The organism is Pectobacterium polonicum (assembly GCF_005497185.1).
GTDB lineage: Bacteria > Pseudomonadota > Gammaproteobacteria > Enterobacterales > Enterobacteriaceae > Pectobacterium > Pectobacterium polonicum.
In genome coordinates, this window is record NZ_RJTN01000023.1 from 38127 (window position 1) to 57080 (window position 18954).

An 18954-nucleotide genomic window follows, 5' to 3' on the forward strand; every position below is an offset into this window, starting at 1 on the left:
TTCCTCCATCTTTGGCCGATCGATGACCGACATTATTCACATTTTTCCGCCGACATTACGGTTAATAACACGTTCAATTTTATCAAGTAATTGCGTGCCATAAGGCTCAATTAACACCGCATCAACGGGCAAATACCACCAGTTATCTTTAGCGAACGCCCTGCATTTTACGGCGTCTTTTTCCGTCATCAGCAGCGGCTGCGTCGCATCTTGAGTCAACGATTCAAGCTGCTCTGACAGGTACGATTGATGATCGGCAAAAGCGACTTCACGCACAATACTGACGCCCGCATCACGCAACGTAGCAAAAAAACGCGGGGGGTGTCCGATACCCGCCATCGCAACCACATCACGCAATAGGCTAAGCGGGCGGGATTCACCTGACAATAAGTTAACTGCCATCCCCGCCGTTAATGTCATTCCTATCTCATTTGTTCGCGGAGTGCCGCCGTTAACAATGACGGCATCGACAGATGCCAGACGACTTTCTCGTTCCCGCATCGGTCCAGCCGGCAGCCACCAACCGTTGCCAAAACGCCGCATCCCGTCAATCACAACCAGTTCGATATCTCTTGCCAACGCATAGTGCTGTAATCCATCGTCGGTAATCACCACATCTAGCGTATGGCGGGCCAATAATGCCTTCACGGCATCCCGGCGGTGGGGGGCAACCGCAACAGGTGCGCCAGTACGTTGGAAAATCAACACTGGCTCATCACCTGCCTGCACCGTCGTCACCGACTCATCTAGCAGCAGTGGATAGCGCTCAGCTTTTCCACCGTAACCGCGTGACACCACACCAACACGGTAACCTCTGTGTTGCAGCCGTTCGACGAGCCAAATGACTACCGGTGTTTTCCCATTGCCGCCAGCCGTCAAATTTCCCACGACCACGACAGGAACGGGAGATCGCCAGTTTTTCCGCCACCCTAGCCGATAGCTCTGGCGGATCAGAAAAGTGATGAGTCCGTATAGCCACGCAAGCGGCAGCAACAGCCAATAGAGCCGCGACTGCCCAGACCAAATACGCTCAATCATTCGCCAAACTGCATTCTATGCAACTGTGCATAGGCACCGTTCGTCGCTAACAACGCAGCATGGTTACCGCGTTCAATGATTCTTCCATCTTCAACCACCAGAATTTCATCTGCTTTTTCAATCGTGGAAAGACGGTGTGCGATAACCAGCGCGGTACGATCTTTCTGCAACTCATCTAACGCAGCCTGAATCGCGCGTTCAGATTCGGTATCCAACGCCGACGTGGCCTCATCCAATATCAGGATCGGACTATTGCGCAGTAGCGCACGAGCAATCGCGATACGTTGGCGTTGGCCGCCTGAGAGCATCACACCATTTTCACCAATAACCGTGTCCAGACCATTTTCCATCTTGTTGATGAAATCGGTCGCATACGCCATTTTCGCCGCACGCTCAATTTCCTCACGGCTATAGTGCTCATTGCGGGCATAAGCGATATTGTTCGCTATCGTATCGTTAAATAGGTGCACATTCTGAGAAACTAACGCCACCTGATTACGCAAGGAAGACAGGCTATATTCGCGCAAATCATGGCCATCAAGTAAAATTTCACCAGATTGAATATCGTAAAAACGCGTGATCAAACTGGCAATTGTCGATTTACCTGAACCAGAGCGGCCAACCAATGCCACCGTTTTACCAACGGGGACATGCAGATTGATATTTTTCAGCGCCAGATTTTCTCTTCCCGGGTAAGCGAAATTCACCTGGCGGAATTCGAGGTCACCTTTCGCTCGTTCGATTTCCAATTTGCCAGTATCACGCTCCTGCTCCATGTCCAGAATGGCGAACAACGTTTGGCACGCTGCCATCCCGCGCTGGAACTGGGCATTCACGTTAGTGAGTGACTTTAGAGGGCGCATCAGCGCAATCATGGAAGAGAACACCACCGTGATCGTCCCGGCAGTCAATGTCTCCATCACACTAGGGAAACTGGCAGCATACAAGACAAACGCCAACGCCAGCGACGCGATCAACTGAATGATAGGATCGGAAATTGAAGAGGCGGATACCATCTTCATGCCCTGCTGACGCATCCGGTTACTAACCTGATCGAAACGTTTGGTTTCAACTTCCTGACCGCCAAACATTAGCACTTCTTTATGCCCTTTCAGCATTTGCTCCGTGCTGGTGGTGACGTGTCCCATGGTATCTTGCATGTTTTTACTGATATTACGGAACCGTTTGGACACCAGACGCATAGCGATCGACACAATCGGCGCAATCACAATCAGGATGATGGACAACTGCCAACTGTAGTAGAACATCAGGATAAACAGGCCAATGATCGACGCGCCTTCTCTGACGACGGTAATCAACGCGCCAGATGACGAAGCTGCAACCTGCTCAGAATCATAGGTAATACGAGATAACAGCGTCCCTGTCGACTGTTGGTCGAAAAACGCTACCGGCATCCCCATGATGTGAGAAAAAAGGCGACGGCGCATATTCATCACCACTTTGCCGGAAACCCAGGCAACGCAGTAGCTGGAGACAAAGCCTGATAGCCCCCTCACTAACATCAACCCAATAACAACCAGTGGCATCCAGAGCAATACTGAACGTTCCGCCTTACCGAATCCTTCATCCAGCAAGGGTTTTAGCAGAGAGAGCATTAATGTATCGCCAGCTGCATTAATAATGAGCGCGATTGCAGCAGCAGCAAGCCCTGCCTTAAAAGGAGAGATCATCGGCCATAGGCGGCGAAAAGTCTGCCAGGTGGAGAGATCTTTATCATTCAGCATGTAGTGAACCTGAATCGGGAAGAAATAGCCGACCATTTTACTCATTATACCGCCCGACGCCAAACCACTGATGATACCAACGAGGCGATATGTGATCCCTGAACCGCAGAATACGCCATGAATCGCTGAAAAAACGTGCACTTAGTTGACCAAACGATGCAGTATCCAGCCATGAGTAACCATATTGCCGATATCGCTCAACAATTTTTACTGAAGGCAGTCGCCACGGGTTATAACGCGCCGCCGACGCCATCACAACGTCGGCGTTAACGGCACGAATGAAGGGGGGAGACGAAGAGGTTTTGCTGCCATGATGAGGGATTTGTAACAAATTAGCACGCAACGCTCTGCGATCTACTCTCATCAGTGCGTTTTCCGCATCCGACTCCAAATCGCCCGTCAGTAGAACACTGTATTTACCATCATCAACGCGGATAACACAGGAGTCATTATTTTCTGCCCTCTCGACGAGCGCGATCGGCCACAGCACGGTAAACGTGAGATTTTGCCAGCGCCAACGCTCGCCACGCAGGCAAGAACGATGATTCACCGTGTTGATAGCGCTATAGATCGCTGCATCAGGGTAAGCGGCCTGTAACGTTTCCAGACCACCGATGTGGTCCATATGGCTGTGGCTCAGAATGATTTTTTCCACATCAACGCCACGCCATCGCAGGTAGGGTAAAATTTCTCGCGTTGCCATATCTCCCCCTTCCCAGCGGTTTCCCGTATCGTACAACACCGCCTTCCCACGTTGTTCGATTACGACAGCCAAACCATGGCCAACATCCAGCATGTCCACACGCCACTCCGGTTCATCATTTTTTATGCGAAAAACCAATAAAATAAGAATCAGAGCGCCAACGCTCATGGGATAGTGTCGCCACCAGCTAAAGCGCCAAATCACAACGGCGCCCCACCCCGCAACACTCACAATTAGCAGCGACGCATCAAGATAAACCCACCCCGTTTGTAGATACGTCAACGGGGCAAATACCACTTGCAGTGAGATATCCGCCAGTTGCCAAAGCATTTCGCTCAGTGGTGAGAAAGTCATCGTGCTCAATGCCAGTAGAATAAGCGGCGTGGTCACAAAGGTGACTAAAGGCACAGCCCACAGGTTGGCAGGCAGAGAAGTGATGCTAAAACCGTGGAAAATATGCAACTGCAAGGGCATCAATAACAGCGTGATCCCCGTTTGCAGATGAAGCCATCGTAACCAGAACCACCGTCGCTGAGTCTGTAGCCGATAGGAGAGTGGTGCCCATTGAAACCAAAAAATCAGCGAGGCCACCGCAAGGCAAGATAGCCAAAAACTGTCTGACAGCACGCTTAGTGGATCGCTGACCAGAATCAATGTGACGCACCATAGCCAAACCTGCCAGGCTGAGCAGTTAACGCCCCGCATTTTTAGGCAGCCCCATACGCTAAGCGCTAGCGCAGAACGCACCGCCGGAGGGTTTCCCCCTGCCAGCCAGACATATCCCCAAGCAACCATGACGCTCGTCAATAGAGGGAGACGATAGCCAATCCATCGCACAGGGAAACCATACTGCAACGCTCGCACGATTACCCAACCAAACAGGCCAGCAAGCACGATATGAAGGCCGGAAATCGCCATCAGGTGCATCGTTCCAGTATTCTGAAGTAGCGTTTTGAGCTCGGGACTCACCGTTTTCATCTCACCAAACGCCAACGCCAGTAAAATAGAACGCCAAGGTAATCCCTGTACCTGCTGTTCTGCCTTTGCGATCGTACGCTGACGAAGATCACAGCGGCTATCAACCACATGCGCAGCGAGCACACGACCCGATAGCGGTTGCCGTTTAGCCACTGCCCAGCGCTGACTATCAAAACCGCCTTCATTTAAGCGACTATGTATGGGACGAAAATTGGCAGTGATTACCCAGCGTTGTCCACCGCACCAGTTTTTCATCTCAGGTGATAAGATTAATTGGGCATACACTGGGGGAAAGACCCAACGCTGATTCACTTTTTCCAACCTCACCGTGACCCAAGTATCATCATGTTCACTGAAGCGTATGCTGCTTATTGTGACCACGGTACTAACCGAATCCTGTGTGAAGCGTTCAATTTGCAATAGCAGAGTTTGAGCATTCAACGAGGCCCAGCAAAAACTGGTGGCAACAATCGCCACAAAGCCTATCCCCGCGTAGCGATGTCCTACCAATATCAGACAAAGGGACAGACCACCGCCCCACCACAGCGGCGTTTGCACTGGAATCTGCGGTAAAAAAAGTAGCGGTAGAATACCCAGCACGCCAGCCCAAGCCAGACTATTTACCGACATCGTCCTTTGCCGTAACACAGCATTCCCTCTCTCCCTGCGGTTCGTTCTGGGATGTTGCAGCAACTCAGGTTAATGCAACAGAACGGAAAATTCGGGTGGGGAAACGTCTCGCAAAAAAGCGGTTAAGTTGCAAAAAAATAGCAGCCGCCGCGCGAGCTGAGTTCCAGTTTTTCCGGCGTTAAATGCAATTACCATTGACTGAAAATGGGTCAAGCAGAAAGAAGTAAATAATCAGGCGAGTAAAAATCAAAAGAAAAAGGACCGCCGAAGCGATCCTTTCATAGTAGCTATTTACCGTAAAGAACGGGGCATTAGGTTACTTAACTTCGCCCATCGCTTTCAGCTTTTTAGACAGTTCACGACGCTCTTTCGACAGATCGGCGTTCTTGATGATGTAGTCGTCAACGCGGTCTTCATAATCACCGCGCATGTTGGCGATGATATTTTGCACGTCCTCAATGGACATGCCAGGTTTAAGATATTCGCTCAGGTTGTCCAGCAGCAGAACGCGCTTTTGGTTATCACGAATTTTCTTTTCGTTGTCGACGATTTCACGCTGAAGCTTGTTTTTACGACGAAACATGCGCACGAATTCCAGCACATCCTGGAAACACGGCTTAGTGTCCTTATCCATCTTTTGCCCTTACCTCAAGTCATACATAAATTCTTTATGCATTCACCATACAGGTTCTACCCAACGTCTTTCAAGCAGTGCTTACGCCCTTTGCGCTAACGCATCACCAAGCGGACACTCTGTCACCAAACCATAACCTAAATAATTCGAGTTGCATGTAGGCGGCAATCGCACGACAAATCGGTCTAAAACCGATTTGAACAGCGCTAGCGCTGGCCCGAAGGGGGAACCTCATAGAATGAGGTTCATTAATCCCCAGGAGCTTACTAAAGTAAGTGACTGGGGTGAGCAAGGGAAGCCAACACACATGCGGCTTGAAATATGACGGGTATTTAGCGGTAATATACCGCGATGCGCTGATTATGAACCTCTTCAATAGCGACTTCTGTGTCGAAAATGTCTTCCAGCACATCGGACACCATGATGTCTTTCGGTTTTCCCGTATAGATAATCTGCCCTTTGCGCATCGCAATAATGTAGTCCGAATAGGCGGAAGCAAAGTTGATATCGTGGATAACCAGTACGATGGTTTTACCTAACTCATCGGCCGCACGGCGAATCTGCTTCATCATCGCCACGGCGTGTTTCATATCCAGATTATTCAGCGGCTCATCCAGCAACACATATTCCGTATCCTGACATAGCACCATCGCAACATAGGCCCGCTGCCGCTGACCACCGGAAAGCTCATCTAAAAAACGATCTTTCAGCTCAGTCAAATTGAGGAAAGCCAGCGCGGCGCTAATGCGTTCTTGGTCATCCGCGTTCAGGCGCCCTTTGGTGTAGGGATAGCGCCCGAAGCCTACCAATTCTGCTACCGTTAGGCGGCTGGTAAACTGATTTTCCTGCCGTAGAACGGACAAGCATGTTGCCAGCTTATCGCTTGGCGTTGTCATGACATCCAGGCCGTTAACTTTTACCTGCCCTTGATCCGCATCCAGCAGGCGGCTGATGATAGACAATAATGTCGACTTTCCTGCACCATTCGGGCCAATAATCGACGTGACGCCACCACGGGGCACCGTCGCCGTGACATTATCCAATACCGTCACGTTATTATACGTTTTAGTTACATTGCCGATCTCAATCACACGGAAACCTTTTTCAGTAGCAACACAATAAACAGCGATCCACCGATAAACTCGAGCACCACAGATAGTGCTCCTGCCATACCCAACAGATGTTCCAGAATCAACTGCCCTCCGACTAATGCAATAATGCCAAGTAAAAACGCAGTAGGCAGCAAAATGCGATGCTGACTGGAACCGGCTATCAGATAGGCTAAATTCGCCACCATAAATCCTAAAAAGGTTAACGGGCCCACCAGCGCCGTCGAAATAGCAACGAGCACTGACACCAACAACAGCACCACTGTCACATGACGTTTGTAAGCGATGCCCAGATTAATCGCCGTGTTTTTCCCCAGCGCAAGCACATCCAGTTGGAAACGCAAACGCCACACGTACAGGGCAACAATCAGTATGATCACAGCAGACAGCGCAATCAGTTCCGGCGCTGCACGGGTGAAGGTGGCAAACATTCGACCTTGCAGTACCGCAAACTCACTGGGTGTCAGGAGGCGTTGCATCAGGCTGGAGGCGCTGCGAAACAATGTTCCGCAAATGATGCCAACCAGCAAAACCAGATGCAGGTTACTGTGACGCCCGGTGAACAGGCCACGATAGAGTAGTGAGGAAAACAGCACCAGCAGCAACGCTTCGAGGATAAACTTACCACTGACACCGACCGCCGTAATGCCTTGCACCCCAAAGAAGAACAAAACCGCGGTTTGCAGCAGGACAAACAGCGCCTCAAACCCCATGATAGAGGGCGTGAGAATGCGGTTATTGGTCACCGTCTGGAACAGTACCGTTGACACGCCAGCAGCAAACGCCACCAACACCATCGTGGATAAAATCAAACTACGGTGTATAAGGATGTAGCGCAGGTTACCGCCCAGGTTAATGGTCATGAACACCACGATTGCCGCTAATGCCAGCGCACTCAACCACCACAAACGCCGATAATGCACTGTGCTACGCACCACGGGCGCAGCGGCAGTGTGGGCATCAACTTTGAATTCATTAACTGACATGACGTTTCTGACTCAACAACAGGAGAAGGAAGACAACGGCACCAATCACACCCAGAATAACACTCACCGGGATCTCAAACGGATAACGCACCACACGACCAATGATATCGCACAGCAGCACAAGACCGCCGCCAAGCAAACAGACCCAAGGGATGGTTTTTCGTACGTTATCGCCCATTAGCATACTGATGAGGTTCGGCACGATCAGCCCCAGAAACGGCAATGCGCCCACGACAACGACAACGACACCACTAATCACCGCGATGATGGAAAGCCCCAGCAGCATAACCTTTCTATAGTTCAGGCCGACATTGACAGAAAACTCACGCCCCATCCCAGCAACGGTAAAGCGATCTGCGGTCCAACATGCCAATAACGTGAGTCCTCCCACCAGCCAGAGCAGTTCATATCGCCCTTGTAAAATGCCGGAAAAATCTCCCGCTTCCCAACTGCCCAGCGACTGCAACAAGTCATAATGCATTGCGCCGAATGTGGTCACCGCACCGATTACCGACCCCAGCATGATCCCAACCAGCGGTACAACCAGCGCTGATTTGAGGACAATACGCCGCAACAGCATCATAAACAGTAACGTGCCAACCATCGCAAAGACGCTGGCAACGACCATTTTCACCATCAGGGAAGCCGCGGGCGCAATCACCATCACAACCAATAGGCCAAACCCCGCAGACTGGGTGGTACCAGCCAGCGAAGGTTCGACAAAGCGGTTCTGCGTAAGCAATTGCATGATCAGCCCGGCGACGCTCATGGCACTCCCAGCCAAGAGCAGCGCCAGCGTGCGTGGAACACGGCTGATAAAGAAAATGTCACGCATCATTGGGTCGGTCCAGACCGCATCAAGCGTGACTTGTCCTGCCCCAATAAACAGGCTGGTGGTAATCATCCCCAACATGAAGATGATACCCGTTGAAAAATAAAACGCTTTCATTACCGACGTCACGACGCTGCTTTAGGGTTTGGCATCAAGTGCTTTATTAACATCGTCGATCAGACGCAAATAGCTTTGCAGCCCACCCGCGATGTAAATCGAAGAGGAATCAAGGTAAATCACACGGTTATTCTGCCAGGCATTGGTTTTATTCACCAATGGGTTATCCAGAACCTGTTTTGCTGATTGGCCTTCCTTCTGGTTGCCAATGGCGCTGTCACGATCGAAAACAAACAGCCAATCTGGGTTAGCGCTCAACAGCAATTCGGACGTCACAACATTGCCGTGGCGACCCGAATCAGGGAATTCCGTTGCCGGTTTAAATCCCAATTCATCAAACACAAAGCCGAAACGAGATTTCGGGCCATATGCCGACATTTTTCCGCCAGTCACCATCACTAACAATGCCGTACCCGCTTTATCGGCTTTTTCATGCGTTTGAGCAATGCGCTGTTTAAAGTCATCCAGTTTGGCTTTCGCTTCGTCTTGCTTGCTAAAAATTTCTCCCAGTTGTTCGACGCGCTGCGTAAAGCTGGTCATAAATTGACGATCGTCGATATCTAAGGCAATCGTCGGGGCGATCGCATTTAATTTGTCATACGCGTCGCGAGCACGGCCACCGCCAATGATTAAATCGGGTGCGGCACTGCTAATCGCTTCATAGTTAGGTTCAAACAGCGTGCCTGCATTCAGGTACTTGCTATCTTTATATTGGGCTAAGACATCTGGAAATATTTTTGCATCGCCCTGCGGCACGCCTGCAATATCAATGTTCAATGCGGTCAACGTATCCAGAATGGCGGTATCAAATACGATGACTTTTTTCGGATTCACTGGAACCTGCGTCACACCTTTTGTATGTTCGATTGTAACGGTGTTGCTTGCCGTAGGTGCTGAATCAGTCTGATCGCAGCCAGCGACCACTAACGCGGAAGCCAGCAGCGTCATTTTTATCATCGAGGGAAACCGCATTCTTTTCTCCTTTATCGGGATTAAACATTGAGATAATTTCACTAATCATCGAATTTAATTATCATTCGCATTAGAGCGAAAATTGTAACCGAATGGACACACTCATGCCTAGCGATTATCTCTACCCTCCTATTGATGTAAGTCAGGGAAGTGATGCAAATCAGGAAAGCACCGCAGAAAAGTCGATTCAATGGTATCCTTGCCGTTTTCCAGATTGTTTTGCCTGATTTCAGGCTTAGCGCGCACACGTAGCTAACTGCATATATGGCCGAGAAAACACAACCCACTTTTTTCATTCATGACTACGAGACATTTGGCAAACACCCCGCGCGCGATCGCCCGGCGCAGTTTGCGGGTGTCCGTACCGATATGGATTTCAATATTATCGGTGAGCCGTTGGTCATTTATTGCCGTCCGGCCGATGATTACCTGCCGGAACCGGAAGCGGTGATGATTACTGGCATTACCCCGCAGGTCGCGCTGGCCAAAGGCGTCAATGAAGCGGAGTTCGCCCGTCAGATCCACGAGGCATTCAGCGTGCCCGGCACCTGCATCATGGGCTACAACAACATTCGCTTTGATGATGAAGTCAGCCGCAATATTTTCTACCGTAACTTCTACGATCCTTACGCTTACAGCTGGCAAAACGGCAATTCTCGCTGGGATTTACTGGATGCGTTACGCGCCTGCTATGCCTTGCGGCCAGAAGGCATCGTCTGGCCCGAAAATGATGACGGCCTGCCCAGTTTCCGCCTTGAACATCTGACAAAAGCCAACGGCATCTCGCACGAGCAAGCACATGATGCGATGTCCGACGTATATGCCACCATCGCGATGGCGAAACTGTTTAAGCAGGCGCAGCCCAAGCTGTTTGAGTATCTGTTCCCGCTGCGTAATAAAAATAAAATTTCCGCGCTGATCGATATCCCACAAATGAAGCCGCTTGTTCACGTGTCTGGCATGTTTGGCGCGGCAAGGAGCAACACCAGTTGGGTTGTGCCGCTCGCCTGGCACCCGGACAACCGTAATGCGGTCATCATGTGCGATCTGGCTGGCGATATGACACCGCTGCTGGAGCTAGACAGCGAAGCATTGCGTGAACGGTTATATACCCGTCGGGATGCGCTTGAGGCCGATCAGAGCGCGGTTCCACTCAAACTAGTGCACATCAATAAATGTCCGGTATTAGCACCTGCCAATACTTTACGCCCCGAAGACGCGGAAAGATTAGGTATCGATCGTCAACGCTGCCTGGATAATCTGGCGCTGCTGCGCAACAACGCGAGCGTTAGGGAAAAAGTGGTCGAGCTGTTTGCCGAAGCGCCCGCATTTGTCGCGTCTGATGATGTCGATCTACGGCTTTATGATGGCTTCTTTGGCGATGCCGACCGCATGGCGATGAAGATTATTCAGGAGACCGCCCCGCAGAATCTCCCCGCTTTAGATCTCACGTTTGCCGATAATCGACTGGAACCGCTGTTCTTCCGCTACCGTGCCCGCAATTTCCCCGGCACGCTGGACGACCGGGAACAGCAACGTTGGTTGCAGCATCGGCGCGCGGTATTTACGTCGGAGCGCTTGCAGTCTTACCTGTCAGAACTCAGCGATCTGTATCAGCTTCATGAAGACGATAAAGAGAAGATGGCGCAGCTCAAAGCGCTGTACGCGTATGCACAGGAACTGGTGGGCTAAAGCATAAAAAAGCGGAGCACAGTGGCTCCGCTGGAAGTTGCTGACAAAGTCTGTTGAGCGGTAGTAACGGATAGATCGTAAAGACGCTGTAAATACATCCCTGTACGCTCGGATTGCGCCATCCCTGGCGCAAATGCTTTACTCTTCTATTCCGTTACTACCGTTCTCGTTCAGAAAATAGGTTTGTCAACAGTCTGAAACAGAGCGTACTGGCTCCGCTTTTCTCTTTTATATAAGCAGTCAGTTTATTTAAACCGGCTCTTCACTACATTGTGGTACTGGCTGACGGAAGCTGCGCGTCACGAATGCCAGATAGAGCAATCCAATCGTTGCCCACACCAGACCCAGCGTCATCGAGCTGGCCTCCAGATTCACCCACAGCGCCCCCACCGTCAACGCGCCCAGCACCGGCAGCACGAGGAAGTTAATGGTATCTTTCACGGTACGGTTACGGCGTTCACGAATATAGAACTGTGAAATGACCGACAGGTTCACGAACGTAAACGCTACCAGCGCACCAAAGTTAATCAACGCCGTGGCTGTCACCAGATCGAACGACACCGCAGACAGCGCAATCACGCCAACCAGCAACACGTTCAACGATGGCGTACGCCATTTGGGATGGATATAGCCGAAGAAACGCTCAGGAAACACGCCATCACGCCCCATCACATACATCAGACGCGACACGCCAGCGTGTGCGGCCATGCCAGATGCCAGAACCGTGACGCAGGAGAACACCAGAATAACGGACTGGAAGAATTTACCAGCCACGTACAGCATAATTTCCGGCTGAGACGCATCCGGCTCTTTAAAGCGCGAGATATCTGGAAAGTACAGTTGCAGGAAGTAGGCCACGGCAACAAAAATCACGCCGCCGATCAGCGCCGTCAGGAAGATGGCTTTGGGAATCACTCGACCGGCATCCTGCGTTTCTTCCGACAGAGAACTGATGCCGTCAAAACCCAGGAATGAGAAACAGAGAATAGTTGCCCCGGTAATCATTGGCACTACGTGAGCATTCTCAGACCAGAACGGACGCGTACTGGTCAATGTTCCGGCACCTTCGCCCAGATAAACACCGTGGATCACCAGACCCAGGAACACCGCCATGATAGCAACCTGCACCACCACGATAATGGAGTTCAGATTAGCAACCAGACTGATGCCACGAAGGTTGAACAGCGTCATTAACCCGACCAGCGCCGCCACAAAAATCCATGACGGTACGCCGGGGAAGATCGCTTCAAGGTAGATTTTCGCCAGCAGGATGTTGATCATCGGCATGAACAGATAGTCCAGCAGCGACGACCAGCCGACCATAAACCCGACGTGCGGACTGATCGCTTTTTGCGCGTAGGTATAAGCAGAACCCGCAGACGGGAAACGTTTTACCAATTTGCCGTAACTCAGCGCCGTGAACAGAATGGCGACCAGCGCAAACGCATAGGCAGTCGCCACATGACCGTCAGTCAGGCCAGACACGATACCGAAGGTATCAAAAATGGTCATCGGCTGCATATAGGCCAGCCCCATCATGACCACAGGCCACAGCGTGAGCGTTCTTTTTAACTGGGCGCGTTTTGCAGAAGTCGTGCCAGAAGTAGACAGATGAGTATCAAGCGACATGACGCACACCTCCGTTCATCACGGCTACAGCAGCATTGTCGTACGCAAACGTACTGAAAATAAGGGAGTGGATACAGGACTCGCCTGAATCACGATGAGAAGAGGTGGCTGAAACAGCACCAGAGATAACTTGCGACAACGTCGCGCCATAACCAATACCTTTACAGCACAAACCGGCGGGCACCGGTGCGAAACTTACTGATTGCCCCATCTTTCCTTTCCTCACTGTGCTCACAGGCACACACAAAATTATCTATCCGGATCGTTGTCCGGCCTCTTTCGTTGAAGACCCTATACCCAGCAAACCTAAACCACAGAGAGAAGGTACGAAACCACACCAATACCTCTGTAACTGAAGTATGACGAGCATAAATGTAAAAAAATAACCGACGCTATTAGACGTCGGTTATTTTGCAAGGCGCGTATTTTGCACCAGACGATCTCATCTGACAAGGCTCTGAGAACGTTGGAAACCATTTATTTATCCCCAGTCTACTTCAAGCCGCGTATACGCTGGCTTTCGCATTCAAAACAATCACGTTTTGTCCTGCGACTCGCATGAGTTAGGCGTAAATAAGTCAGGTAATACGTTAATATTCGTAATGAAAAACGTTGCTGTTATGTGTGAAGCCTAAACAAAGGGTTGCGTTTAAAAATTACAACTCCTGGAACCGCTTTTTCTTTTCGTTTTGTAATCTTTCCAACTCAAAAATCACCTGCTGAAGATCGCGTTCCTGCGCCGCGTTCAGTGCAGGGAATTTGAAGCTCAGACGCTGCGTGAGTTTCACTTCACCTTTGTTATCGACAACCTTCACCATCGCCTGGCCGACAAATTGCAAATCAACGCAGAAGAAACCGTGATCGGCAAGATCCATTTCCACGCTTTTAATGATATCGCCTTCGGTCAGCAACCCCGTGGTATCACGGTCGGTATACAGGCTCAATCCCCCCAGAGAGAGATCTTTGATGGTGAACGTGAAAACACTCTCATCCGGCAGTTCGCCACGGCACGTCAACGGCGGCCACAGCGGTGTATTGATACGGAAATAGGTTCGACGCTGGATAAGATAAAGGAGTTCAGGAATTGGCGCACTGAAAGCGGGCAACCCGTCGTAAGTCACGGTTTTTGCAATTTCAGCATTAAATTCAACTTTCGCACCGGCAGGTTCGGCGACGAAAGACAACGCTCCGGCATATAGCGCACGGTTGTTTTCACGCGCAATGCCACCTAAATCGAAGACAAACAGATTGCTGTCGGGTACGACATCAAGAATTTTACTGATGAATTGTCCATGAGAATGATGCACCATCAGAGACGTATCATTCTTCTTTAATTCGCGCAGCGTTGCACAGATAGCCAGTTTGTTGCGCTTAACAAACTGCTCTTTCAAAGTTTCATTCACCGCTTTCATCCCCACCATTACTTACATGGATTATGTGTCAATGGCTTATATTGATGCACGCCTCTCCGTTATCTTTCAAGTCCCATAAGTGCTAATACAATGACACTCTGGCGGCCTATTAAAACGATTACGCGGGCGCTTGAAATTACATGATATAAATAGGTGGAAACGGTATCGACAATTTCCTCAACAACTTTAGCGTATTAATAGAAAAGTTTTCAAGAGCGGTCAAATGATGAAATTTATCGGCGCTAGTCCGCGCCGTTATAACATCCGGTCGCTATTCGGCAGGATAGTGATACAACAGCCAGGTTACAGCCAATAGATCGGCACTGCCGCCTGGGCTAAGATTTCTGGCTATCAGCGCCTCATCCATTCTTATCAGCGCCTGACGATCCAGCGGGCCAGCCAGTAATTTCTGCGCATAATTCTGTACAAACGCCAATCCGTTCATTCCACCACGTGAGACCACGTTAGTGTCAGGATTGTGAGCCATCAGCACCAGCAGCGTCCGTAATAGTGCAGTTTCTTCATTCATACCGTCAGCAATCGCCTGCTGCAAGGTGGGTAATGCGTACTGGCATACGGTATTAAAACCGCTGGCGGCTTCTCCCCTCGCGCCGGTCAAACCATAGCGCTGATAGAGGTGTTCACCCGCCGTTGCCACCCCAGAACACGTTTCCAGCTCATTACGCACCAGATCGCTGCACATGATGGAAACACTGTCGCACAGGCTACGCTGCGTGACACGCTCTCCCTGCCCTGCCAACCAACCCGCGGCAGTGCACAGCAGGCCAAACGCAAAAATTCCACCTTTATGGGTATTCACGCCTTTCGTTGCTGACAACATTACCTGTTCGCAGGCAATACCAATAGGCCGAACCTGAGACAAAAGTTGCTCTCGCGGTACGTTGGCATACCGATAGCCGGCGTCGGTAAAACGTCCGAACCAGGGAGCAATCGCCTGAATACTGGTCTGAAACAGCGCCACATCCATATCACGATGGGACCCGTTATTCGCCCGGTCCACCAGACCGGGCTTTGGTGTCAACATGACTTCCATCGTCAACGCACGCGCCACCCACAGCCCAATATCGGGCAACGGGTAGAGTTCCCGATATTCATGCAGTGCAGAATGAGATGCCGTGGCAGACTGCACACCGTCAGGCTGGCGTAAAGTAGGCATTGACCTTTTCCTCTATGTGCTCAAGCAGTTCCGACAACGCATGGCGGCGCGAACGGCTACAGGCATGTGCCATCTGCTCACACAACAGGCAGGTGCGTCCACGATGCGCCAACATTGACCGGCCAATCACGCCTTCTTCCGAGCTGAAGACATCAAAATCCCATAACCGTCCTAGTTCATGGCTATCTTCCAGCGCAATGGTGGCTGCTTTCACCGACAGCGCATCTTTGGTGATCGCCCATAGCCCTTCCGCACCGGTTGCCAGCCAGCATATCTGCTGCTCCAGCACCGTCCAACCGCGCGTCTGGCATAGCGAGGAAAATGCCGTGTTCGCTTCGGCCATCACCTGCCGGTAGCCTTCGCTATCTTTTATCGGCCCCGGCGTAACCAGCGTCAGCGACACCAGCGTCGTACCGTGCCGATCGAGCCATTCTTGCTGGCGAACTGCGCGGCGTTCCTTCGCCGCGAGTAACGTTTCCAGAGAGATAGAAACAGCCTTTGTCATCATCGATTCCCTCATGTGTTTAGCGCTTATTCGCGGGTTTCTTTCACCTGACGAACCACGTCAATCACGCTGCCGTCACGATAGCGAATAACGCCCACGATGCGATCGTGAAACTCGATCGCACGGGGTTCACCGACCAGAGCAATCGCACGTTGATACAGATCTTCAATCGTCATCACAGTCAGCCCCGCCTGTTTCAGGCGTTCAGCAACGTCAGGGCGCGCCGGGTTGACGGCAATGCCGTGATCGGTCACCAGTACGTCAATACTTTCTCCCGGCGTAACGCGCGTCGTCACCTGACGCACCACGGTTGGGATGCGGCTACGAATCAGCGGCGCAACGACGATGGTCAGATTCGCCGCCGTCGCAACGTCACAGTGTCCGCCAGATGCACCGCGCATCACACCATCGGAACCGGTAATCACATTGACATTGAAGTCGGTGTCGATTTCCAGCGCGCTGAGAATCACCATATCCAGTTGATCGCAACAGGCAGCTTTAGAACTTGGATTGGCATAAACGTTAGTGGAAATTTCGACATGATTAGGGTTCTTCGCCAGCGACGCCGCCGCATTGGCATCAAAACACTGGGTATCGATCAGTTTTTCGATCAGCCCTTTTTCATGCAGGTCGACAATACCGCCGGTGATACCGCCGAGCGCGAAGCGCGCTACAATATTCTGCTGACGCATTTTATCTTCAAGGAAACGCGTACAGGCCGTAGAAGCCGCACCGGAACCGGTCTGGATCGAAAAACCGTTGGTGAAATAACCGGCATGTTCAATCACGTCCGCCGCTGAACGGGCAATCAGCAATTCACGCGGGTTGCTGGTAACACGCGCCGCGCCGACGCTGATCTTGGCCGGGTCACCCACTTCATCGACCTGAACGATATAATCCACCTGATCTTGCACGATGCTGGCAGGCATATTTGGGAACGGTACTACCGCTTCGGTCAGCAGCACCACTTTGCGAGCAAACTGCGCGTCAACCATGGCATAGCCCAGCGAGCCGCAGCTGGATTTCCCGGTGGTGCCATTGGCGTTACCGAATTCATCGCTGCACGGTACGCCCAGAAAAGCGACATCGATATTCAGTTCACCGCTTTGCAACAGATGAACGCGGCCACCATGAGAATGAATTTGTACCGGTTCTTTCATTAATCCATGAGAAATGGCATCAGCCAGCTTGCCACGCATCCCCGAGGTGTAAATCCGGCTGACCACGCCCGCTTTGATGTGGTCGATTAGCGACGCGTTGCAGCTCATCAGCGAGCTGGATGCCAGTGTCAGATCGCGAAAGCCCATGCGAGCCAGCGTATCGATCACCCGATTAATAACCTTATCGCCTTCACGGAAGTGGTGATGGAAAGAGATCGTCATCCCATCTTCCAGTCCGCTGTTGCGAATTGCCTCTTCCAGATCGGCACACAGTTTACGTTCATGTTTTTGTGCAACATCATTCAGCCACGGCGTATTTTGATTAGCGTTGACGAAGGCTTGCAGATGACGTTTTTCCGGGTACTGCTGTTGCAGTGCTTCAATAAAATGACTCATTGTCTAATCCTGTAATTCCTGAGAACGGTTATTGCGGTGTCATCACACAATGGCTATTTGCGAACGCCGGAGGCCTGAGCACGTTCCAGCACGCTTCTGGCATGGTTGATAATGGGTCCGTCAATCATTTTTCCATTCAGGGAAATGACGCCCAGACCGGCACGCTCGCCCTCTTCGGCGGCGTTGATCACCAGATGGGAATAGTCCACTTCATCCTGCGTCGGAGCATAAGCGTTATGCAGTAACTCAATCTGGCGCGGGTTAATGAGGGATTTACCGTTGAAGCCCAGCTTGCGGATCAGTTCAACTTCTTTTAGGAAGCCCGCATCGTCATTAACGTTGGGATAGACCACATCGAAGGCGTCGATACCGGCAGCGCGAGCCGCATGCAGTACCGCGCAGCGGGCATAAAACAGCTCTGTGCCGTCACCGCGTTCCGTCTGCATATCCATCACATAGTCGAACGCCGCCAGCGCAATCCCTATCATGCGTTCAGAAGAACGGGCAATGGCGACGGCGTTAATCACGCCCACCGCCGACTCAATCGCCGCCATAATGCGCGTGGAGCCGACTTCACGACCGCAGGCTTTTTCGATACGCACCAGATGATGTTCCAGCTCATCGACATCGTCGGTAGAATCGGTTTTTGGCAGACGGATCACATCGGCACCACCGCGCACAGCCGCTTCAAGATCCAACAGACCAAACGGTGTACTGAGCTGATTGATACGCACCACGGTTTCAATATCACGATACATCGGGTGCTGGAGCGCATGGAAAACCAGCAGTCGCGCGGTGTCTTTCTCACGCAGTGACACCGCATCTTCCAGATCGAACATAATGGAGTCAGGTTTATAGATGAACGCATTGGACAACATGGCGGCGTTTGCGCCGGGGAGGAATAACATACTGCGGCGAAGCTTATTCATTATAATATCTCCCATTCAATCTGCTGTCCGTCTGTGGCGCGCAATACCGCACTTTGCACGCGAGCGCGGATGACACAATCCAATGCGCCTTTGTCATCCACAATGATCGTTCCTTCCTCTACGCCCAGCGCTTTCAGCGTGTCATCCACGACCTGTTTAATTTGATGACCGAACTGCTTAATGACTTCGCTGTTGATGACCACAGTAAGCTTCCCGTCTGACGGTGCCACTTTGACCAGCAAATCGCTGGACTCAAAGGTGCCCGCCAGGGACTCCCTAACAATCTTCATAGATTTATCCTGATTAATTT

The 18954-nt window shown here is 51.2% G+C and carries 17 protein-coding genes; 1 reads left to right on the forward strand and 16 read right to left on the reverse strand.

Annotated elements, in window-relative coordinates:
• Positions 1 to 36: 36 nt before the first annotated feature.
• From lpxK to EDI29_RS18940, 8 genes are all read right to left on the reverse strand, one after another.
• On the reverse strand, positions 37 to 1038 hold the full coding sequence (lpxK, locus tag EDI29_RS18905) for a tetraacyldisaccharide 4'-kinase (RefSeq protein ID WP_137742123.1): 1002 nt from the start codon (positions 1036 to 1038) through the stop codon (positions 37 to 39).
• Complete coding sequence (gene msbA / locus EDI29_RS18910) at positions 1035 to 2783, reverse strand: lipid A ABC transporter ATP-binding protein/permease MsbA (protein ID WP_137742145.1); 1749 nt, start codon at positions 2781 to 2783, stop codon at positions 1035 to 1037. The genes lpxK and msbA overlap by 4 nt, the downstream gene beginning before the upstream one ends.
• 37 nt (positions 2784 to 2820) lie before the next feature.
• Positions 2821 to 5094 (reverse strand): ComEC family protein, encoded by a 2274-nt coding sequence (locus EDI29_RS18915; protein WP_137742124.1) that lies wholly within the window; start codon positions 5092 to 5094, stop codon positions 2821 to 2823.
• 316 nt (positions 5095 to 5410) lie between these two features.
• Positions 5411 to 5728, reverse strand: coding sequence for a PTS system regulator TmaR (gene tmaR, locus EDI29_RS18920; protein WP_005967626.1), 318 nt, complete (start codon positions 5726 to 5728; stop codon positions 5411 to 5413).
• A 332-nt stretch (positions 5729 to 6060) separates the two neighbouring features.
• Positions 6061 to 6819, reverse strand: coding sequence for an iron ABC transporter ATP-binding protein (locus tag EDI29_RS18925; RefSeq protein ID WP_137742125.1), 759 nt, complete (start codon positions 6817 to 6819; stop codon positions 6061 to 6063).
• A complete protein-coding gene (locus tag EDI29_RS18930) occupies positions 6816 to 7823 on the reverse strand; it encodes an iron chelate uptake ABC transporter family permease subunit (protein WP_137742126.1) in 1008 nt (335 codons plus the stop codon). The genes EDI29_RS18925 and EDI29_RS18930 overlap by 4 nt, the downstream gene beginning before the upstream one ends.
• Complete coding sequence (locus tag EDI29_RS18935; RefSeq protein ID WP_137742127.1) at positions 7813 to 8772, reverse strand: ABC transporter permease; 960 nt, start codon at positions 8770 to 8772, stop codon at positions 7813 to 7815. Before EDI29_RS18935 ends, EDI29_RS18930 begins: the two co-directional genes overlap by 11 nt.
• Before the next feature lie 21 nt (positions 8773 to 8793).
• Positions 8794 to 9744, reverse strand: coding sequence for a siderophore ABC transporter substrate-binding protein (locus EDI29_RS18940; RefSeq protein ID WP_137742128.1), 951 nt, complete (start codon positions 9742 to 9744; stop codon positions 8794 to 8796).
• Between the two features lie 264 nt (positions 9745 to 10008).
• Here EDI29_RS18940 and sbcB point away from each other — a divergent pair, with 264 nt between their 5' ends.
• A complete protein-coding gene (gene sbcB, locus EDI29_RS18945) occupies positions 10009 to 11436 on the forward strand; it encodes an exodeoxyribonuclease I (protein WP_137742129.1) in 1428 nt (475 codons plus the stop codon).
• 249 nt (positions 11437 to 11685) lie between these two features.
• On the opposite strand, the gene EDI29_RS18950 is transcribed toward sbcB, so the two are convergent.
• From EDI29_RS18950 to citD, 8 genes are all read right to left on the reverse strand, one after another.
• The gene (locus EDI29_RS18950; RefSeq protein ID WP_137742130.1) at positions 11686 to 13065 is read right to left on the reverse strand and encodes an APC family permease; all 1380 of its coding nucleotides are present in this window, start codon (positions 13063 to 13065) and stop codon (positions 11686 to 11688) included.
• Positions 13055 to 13276 carry a hypothetical protein gene (locus EDI29_RS18955; RefSeq protein ID WP_137742131.1) on the reverse strand — a complete coding sequence of 74 codons (222 nt, stop codon included), beginning with the start codon at positions 13274 to 13276 and terminating at the stop codon, positions 13055 to 13057. Before EDI29_RS18955 ends, EDI29_RS18950 begins: the two co-directional genes overlap by 11 nt.
• Positions 13277 to 13721: 445 nt before the next feature.
• On the reverse strand, positions 13722 to 14477 hold the full coding sequence (locus tag EDI29_RS18960) for a flagellar brake protein (protein WP_137742132.1): 756 nt from the start codon (positions 14475 to 14477) through the stop codon (positions 13722 to 13724).
• Positions 14478 to 14748: 271 nt separating this feature from the next.
• A complete protein-coding gene (citG, locus tag EDI29_RS18965; RefSeq protein ID WP_137742133.1) occupies positions 14749 to 15654 on the reverse strand; it encodes a triphosphoribosyl-dephospho-CoA synthase CitG in 906 nt (301 codons plus the stop codon).
• Complete coding sequence (citX, locus tag EDI29_RS18970) at positions 15632 to 16159, reverse strand: citrate lyase holo-[acyl-carrier protein] synthase (RefSeq protein WP_137742146.1); 528 nt, start codon at positions 16157 to 16159, stop codon at positions 15632 to 15634. Before citX ends, citG begins: the two co-directional genes overlap by 23 nt.
• A gap of 26 nt (positions 16160 to 16185) precedes the next feature.
• Positions 16186 to 17715, reverse strand: coding sequence for a citrate lyase subunit alpha (gene citF / locus EDI29_RS18975; protein WP_137742134.1), 1530 nt, complete (start codon positions 17713 to 17715; stop codon positions 16186 to 16188).
• 53 nt (positions 17716 to 17768) lie between these two features.
• Positions 17769 to 18644 carry a citrate (pro-3S)-lyase subunit beta gene (gene citE, locus EDI29_RS18980; protein WP_137742135.1) on the reverse strand — a complete coding sequence of 292 codons (876 nt, stop codon included), beginning with the start codon at positions 18642 to 18644 and terminating at the stop codon, positions 17769 to 17771.
• Positions 18644 to 18934 carry a citrate lyase acyl carrier protein gene (gene citD / locus EDI29_RS18985; protein WP_137742136.1) on the reverse strand — a complete coding sequence of 97 codons (291 nt, stop codon included), beginning with the start codon at positions 18932 to 18934 and terminating at the stop codon, positions 18644 to 18646. The genes citE and citD overlap by 1 nt, the downstream gene beginning before the upstream one ends.
• Positions 18935 to 18954 lie beyond the last annotated feature (20 nt).